The organism is Synechococcus sp. MU1655, assembly GCF_023630655.1.
Taxonomy (GTDB): Bacteria; Cyanobacteriota; Cyanobacteriia; order PCC-6307; family Cyanobiaceae; genus Synechococcus_C.
In genome coordinates this window covers 1-5,458 of record NZ_JAKUHK010000138.1, presented here as the reverse complement: position 1 = coordinate 5,458, position 5,458 = coordinate 1, and the positions used below count along the sequence as shown (strand labels likewise).

The following is a 5,458-nucleotide window of genomic DNA, read 5'->3' as shown; positions in this document are numbered from 1 at the left end:
TGATCTTCAGTCGCCAAGGGCGACACCTCTCCCCATCCAAGACGGCCGGCCGAGTCCTCCAAGCGCAACAACCACCCACAACGGTGCTGCAACACACCAGAGGCCGTCAGCAGCGGCTGGCTGAGCTGAAACGCATAGGGCTTGATCTGCAACCGAAGCTCCATGCCTTTCAACTCAGGAGGGGGCCCAGCGCTAATCCCGCACTTAAGCCAAGACCATTGAGAGCCTGAAAACGGAGCGCCAAAAATTTGCTGCCAGCGATTCGATCCGGTTCAGCGTGGTGATCACGCAGCAAACGAATCAGCGCTGCTGCCGCTGGAAGGCCAATCGCACCAAACAGGGCCGTGAGCGGCCAATCACCGTGAAGAACTGGCACCCATTCGAGCGCGAGGGTGCCTGCCACAAACCAGGGCACCAAGCTCGCCGCTTTGGCCGTACCCAAACGCACCACCGGGGAGCATTTGCCGTGGGCCGCGTCCTCATCCACCTGATGAAAATGGGAGCAAAACAACACCAGAGACGTTGCAAGTGCAGGGCCTGAGCCAAGCATCAGAGCCAGTTGCCAAGGCACTGCTGCCTGATCAGCAGGAGCCAACACAAGCAACGCTGCTGCGGTCGCAAACGGCCCAAACGCCAGCCAGCAGAGAGGCTCCCCCAAACCCCGATACCCCAACCGGAAGGGTGGACCTTGATACAGATATCCCAACCCACAGCTCACGAGCACCAGAGGAAGCACGGCGAACGAACTTCGCAACGCGAGCGTCAACATCAAGGCCAGGCCTGAAAGCAACGCAAGACAGGCCCAACGACGTACAGGCCGGCGTTGCCCTACCAGCGCCACGATCGAATGAGGTTTGCCGGCCACATCAACACCTGTTTCGGCATCAAACAAGTCATTGCTGAGGTTCTCCCAAAGAAGAAGAAGCACCGCCGCAAGCAAAAAAACCAAAAAGTGATCCCAACGCACCGGCGCCTGGACACCCTGTCGCCAGCCCGCAGCTAACACCACAGGCATCACGGCAACCGAATACATCCGCCACTTAATGGCGGCCTTCCAGAGGCGTTGACGATCGGACATGGCGTAACGGGTTGCGACAGCCTGGCGATCTGGCATGGGCTAGATCCAGACACGCCGCGACATGGCTCATACATTTGAACAGGATGCTGCACTGATTCGCCTGCGCATGACAGCCGCTTTCAAACAACCAACGGCTGCTCAATCTTTCGGCACTCTGCTCGAATGGGCTCAACGCGCCTGGAATCAGCGCCAAGTCGAGGAGGGAACCTTCAGCATCGCCCTGCCGATCGCCCCTCAGGATCCTCTCAAACAGTTGCCATGCCTGGCGGTCGACAGCTCTTTTCGTTTCCTATGGGACAGCGCACCAGGCCTCTGCCTCGCTGCAGCTGGTCAATGCCAACACCTGGAGCTGGCAGGTCCGCGACGATTTGAGCTGGCCCAACGCTTCAGCGACACCACCCTGCAACGCTTGATTGATGCCAGCCCTGAAGCACCTTGCCAGGCCCGTTCACGGGTCTTGCTGGCCTTCAGCTTCTTTGAACAGAGCAAGGAGCAGCAGGGACATATTGACGCCGTTCCCTGCTTGCAGGCGCTGCTCCCACGCTGGCAATTGAGTCGGCATGGCCAACAAAGCTGGTTGCGGATGCATGGCCATGCCTGCGATCCCTCGGATGTGCGTGTTTTAACGGAAGCGCTATGGCAGATGGCCGAAGCGCTCAACGCAACCTCGCCCCTCGCTGAGCAAGACGATGCAACGGTTCTGGGCACCCCCGTGGGTTGCTGGAAAGAGAGCTACCAGCCAGCACTCGAGCAAGGGCTGAAATTAGTGAACGATGGAGCGCTGCACAAGCTGGTGCTGGCCGTGCGTCAATCGATCGAACTCACTACACCTCTCTCTCCATTACGTCTGTTGCGGCGGCTGCGACATCAGCAAACGGGCAGCTGTCGTTTCCTCTGGCAACGAGGAAGCAACGATGCTTTTTTTGGAGCTTCCCCTGAGCGACTGCTTAATCTGCGCAACGGACGATTGCGCAGTGATGCCCTGGCTGGTACTGCAGGACGAGGGGAAGGCGGCGACACCCTGATGCAGTCGAGTAAGGACCGACATGAGCATGAACTAGTGGTCAAGGCGATCAGCGACAGCCTTGGCGAAAAGGGACTCAACCCCCAAAGACCTCGGCGTCCCCAACTGGCACGACATGGGCATTTGATCCACCTACATACCCCTATTTGTGCGGATGCCACAGGGCATCAGGCCCTTGCTCTCGCCGCCGCACTCCACCCCACTCCAGCGGTGGCGGGCTTGCCAAGGCGGGAGGCGATGCATTGGCTGCAAACGCTTGAACCGTTCGAGCGGGGTGGTTATGCAGCACCCATCGGTTGGATCGACCAAGCCGGTGATGCGGAATTGCGGGTTGCCATCCGCTGCGGGCATCTGCGCGGAAACCAACTGGATCTCACCGCAGGGGCTGGCCTTGTGCGGGGATCCATTGCCGAACGAGAGCTTCAGGAGGTCAGCCAAAAGCTGGCCGTGTTGGCCGACCAGCTTGATCTTCACTCAGGGAATAGGGAGCGAACGCAGACGCCACTCCAGCGATAACTGCATGAGGACGTCTCCTTCCTGAGATCAGGACGAAGACCCACTCAGGCGAGCAATCACCATGTCGGCCAGGGGCACATTCATCAATCGCTCCACCTCGCGAATACCCGTTGGACTGGTGACGTTGATTTCACTCAGCATCCCGCCGATCACATCGATCCCCACAAAGAACAAACCCTCCGAGCGCAAGGCCGGGGCCAAGGCCTCACAGATCAAGCGTTCACGCTCCGTGAGCTCCGTGGCCTCCGGGAAGCCCCCAACGGCGAGATTGCTCCGAAACTCCCCCTCTTTGGGCTTGCGGTTCACGGCTCCAAGGGGTTCTCCATCCACGAGCAGAATTCGCTTATCGCCATCGGTGACAGCAGGCAGAAAGCGTTGAGCCATCACTGGAAGCGAGCCCTGTTCGGTGACCAGTTCAAGCAACGCCCCAAGTCCTGGCGCGGACGCTGAAACGCGCACAACACCTAAACCAGCCCTTCCCCCGAGGGGCTTCAAAACCACTTCTTCTTGTTCAAGAGCAAAGGCCGACAGCTCCGAAACACGCCCCGATACCAGTGTGGGGGCCATCCAGCGACTGAAGCGCAGGGCTCCAAGCTTTTCATTCCAACTACGCAGCGATGCCGGACGGTTCAGCACCAAGGCACCCGCTCGCTCGGCCACATCGAGCAAATGGGTTGCATAGAGATAAGCCTCATCAACGGGAGGATCTTTCCGCATCCAGATCGCTCCAAAGCGATTGAGCGGACAGCGCTCTGGTTCGCCGATCTCAATCCAGGGATCGGGCTGCACTGGCACAGCAACCGCTAAGGGCTCATCACCCAAAGCAATCAAATCTGCAGGCGTAGCCGCCCAGACCTCATGACCGGCGCGCTGGGCCGCCTGCATCAAGGCGGCTGTGGAATCTTTTGCAGGGTTGATCCGTTCCAGCGGATCCAACACGAAGAGGTGGCGCATGGCTGACACCTCTTCAGGCCTGACCGGCGAGCAGGCCATCTAGTTTCCCCGCCCGCTCCAGACCATGCAATTCATCGCAGCCTCCTACGTGCTGGTCATCGATAAAGATCTGAGGAACGCTGCGTTTGCCGTTGCCTCGAGCGGCCATCGCATCACGTCCAGGCTCATCCCCATCCACCGAGACTTCTGTGTAGGCCACACCTTTGCGGTCCAGCAAACCCTTGGCGCGCACGCAAAACGGACAGGTGCTCCAGGTGTAGATCTCAACCTTGGCCATCGAACTGCCGCGTACAAAGGCTGAATCTTATGCAGGACAACCGCGCTGATAGCGTCGAGATCAGAAGACTCCCTTGCACCATTGCTGGATCTCACAGACTTCAAACGCGATCTTTCCGAGCTCACTGACCGCCTGGGCCATGCCCAGGACTGTCTTTGACGTACCTGCACTGAACGCCAGGCAGCAGGATCTCGAGCAACTCGCCGCTCAACCCGACTTTTGGAACGATCAGCAAAACGCCCAGAAGCAGATGCGTCGCCTCGACGAAGTCAAGGCAACGCTGCAGCAACTTGTGGATTGGCGTGGAGCGATCGACGATGGGCAAGCCACTCTTGAGCTCTATGAATTAGAGCCTGACGAAGACCTCCTCGGGGAGGCTCAGCAGGGACTCGATCAGCTGCGACAAGCGCTGGATCGCTGGGAGCTGGAGCGCCTTCTCAGCGGGGAATATGACAAAGAAGGTGCGGTCTTAAGCATCAATGCCGGTGCAGGAGGCACTGATGCCCAGGACTGGGCCCAGATGCTGCTGCGGATGTACACCCGTTGGGCCGAAGACCAAGGGATGAGCGTGAGCGTCGATGAACTATCGGAGGGAGAGGAAGCGGGCATCAAAAGCACCACGATTGAGATCGAAGGCCGCTACGCCTACGGCTACTTACGCAACGAAAAGGGCACCCATCGATTAGTGCGGATTTCGCCATTCAATGCCAATGACAAAAGGCAAACGAGCTTCGCGGGGGTGGAAGTGATGCCGAAGCTGGAGGAAGAAGTTGATCTCGATATTCCTGAAAAAGATCTCGAGGTCACGACCTCCCGCTCCGGCGGGGCTGGTGGACAAAACGTCAACAAGGTGGAAACAGCCGTTCGCATCCTCCACGTGCCCACCGGCCTAGCGGTGCGCTGCACTCAAGAGCGCTCTCAGCTTCAGAACAAGGAGAAGGCCATGGCCCTTCTGAAGGCGAAATTGCTGGTGATTGCTCAGGAGCAGCGTGCAGCAGAAATTGCCGACATCCGTGGCGACATCGTTGAAGCCGCCTGGGGGAATCAGATCCGCAACTACGTCTTTCACCCCTATCAAATGGTGAAAGACCTGCGCACCCAAGAGGAGACCACAGATGTGCAAGGCGTGATGGATGGAGATCTCAACCCCTTCATCCAGGCGTTATTGCGCCAAGGTGTGGACCGCCCAGGCAGCGACGACGACACATGACGCAGGCTCCCGAAAACAACAGCACCCCCTCTAAGCCCCAAAGCGACGAGAAGGGGGCACCACCGCCGAGTTTCGTGAAATTAGCCATGCGCAACATGGTGCGCAAAGGCGGGCAGAGCCTGTTCCATTTCGGCCTGACCGCTGCAGGCTTCATTGGTTTCATTCTTGTGGTGGCCTGGTTAGGGCGACCAACACTCCCGCAATGATCACGCTCGATCTGGCCTTCAGCCCTGCAGCCGCTGACCTCATCGATGCAGCGGATGACGAAGGCACACGCTCCAGGCTGCAACACGCCAGCGACTGGGAGTATGAGTTGAAGGCTTGGATCGAAGCTCTTCGTCTGGAGCGCGGCAACCCATGTCCCGAAGTCGTAAGGGGCTGCGACTCGGTCAGCCTGGG

The 5,458-nt window shown here is 58.9% G+C and carries 6 protein-coding genes and 1 pseudogene; 4 read left to right on the top strand and 3 right to left on the bottom strand.

The window, feature by feature from the left end; all coding sequences use genetic code 11:
• Positions 1–169 precede the first annotated feature (169 nt).
• Entirely contained in the window at positions 170–1,114 is a 945-nt protein-coding gene (menA, locus tag NCN04_RS07460) for a 2-carboxy-1,4-naphthoquinone phytyltransferase (RefSeq protein WP_250395663.1), read from the bottom strand.
• 70 nt (positions 1,115–1,184) lie between these two features.
• Here menA and NCN04_RS07455 point away from each other — a divergent pair, with 70 nt between their 5' ends.
• On the top strand, positions 1,185–2,618 hold the full coding sequence (locus NCN04_RS07455; RefSeq protein ID WP_250395665.1) for an isochorismate synthase: 1,434 nt from the start codon (positions 1,185–1,187) through the stop codon (positions 2,616–2,618).
• Positions 2,619–2,645: 27 nt separating this feature from the next.
• Here NCN04_RS07455 and gshB read toward each other — a convergent pair whose 3' ends face one another.
• On the bottom strand, positions 2,646–3,572 hold the full coding sequence (gene gshB, locus NCN04_RS07450) for a glutathione synthase (protein WP_250395664.1): 927 nt from the start codon (positions 3,570–3,572) through the stop codon (positions 2,646–2,648).
• Positions 3,573–3,585: 13 nt separating this feature from the next.
• Positions 3,586–3,849, bottom strand: coding sequence for a glutaredoxin 3 (grxC, locus tag NCN04_RS07445; RefSeq protein WP_048347400.1), 264 nt, complete (start codon positions 3,847–3,849; stop codon positions 3,586–3,588).
• 81 nt (positions 3,850–3,930) lie between these two features.
• Here grxC and prfB point away from each other — a divergent pair.
• The 3 genes and pseudogenes from prfB to NCN04_RS07430 form a co-directional block, all read left to right on the top strand.
• Positions 3,931–5,059, top strand: a protein-coding gene (gene prfB, locus NCN04_RS07440; protein WP_157028622.1) for a peptide chain release factor 2 whose coding sequence is annotated in 2 segments (ribosomal slippage) — positions 3,931–4,005 and positions 4,007–5,059 — 1,128 coding nt in all. Because the reading frame shifts where the segments join, the coding sequence is not laid out codon by codon here.
• Positions 5,056–5,265: a DUF3285 domain-containing protein gene (locus NCN04_RS07435; RefSeq protein WP_048347402.1), complete on the top strand. Its 210-nt coding sequence runs from the start codon at positions 5,056–5,058 to the stop codon at positions 5,263–5,265. The genes prfB and NCN04_RS07435 overlap by 4 nt, the downstream gene beginning before the upstream one ends.
• Positions 5,262–5,458 (top strand): annotated as a pseudogene (locus tag NCN04_RS07430) (rRNA maturation RNase YbeY); the annotation flags it as partial. The gene NCN04_RS07435 and the pseudogene NCN04_RS07430, both read left to right, overlap by 4 nt.

What these genes read in the sequence shown, in the direction of transcription:
- gshB (WP_250395664.1), bottom strand. Translation starts at nt 3,572, where the DNA reads ATGCGCCACCTCTTCGTGTTGGATCCGCTGGAACGGATCAACCCTGCA.
- grxC (WP_048347400.1), bottom strand. Translation starts at nt 3,849, where the DNA reads ATGGCCAAGGTTGAGATCTACACCTGGAGCACCTGTCCGTTTTGCGTG.
- NCN04_RS07435 (WP_048347402.1), top strand. Translation starts at nt 5,056, where the DNA reads ATGACGCAGGCTCCCGAAAACAACAGCACCCCCTCTAAGCCCCAAAGC.
- menA (WP_250395663.1), bottom strand. Translation starts at nt 1,114, where the DNA reads ATGCCAGATCGCCAGGCTGTCGCAACCCGTTACGCCATGTCCGATCGT.
- NCN04_RS07455 (WP_250395665.1), top strand. Translation starts at nt 1,185, where the DNA reads ATGACAGCCGCTTTCAAACAACCAACGGCTGCTCAATCTTTCGGCACT.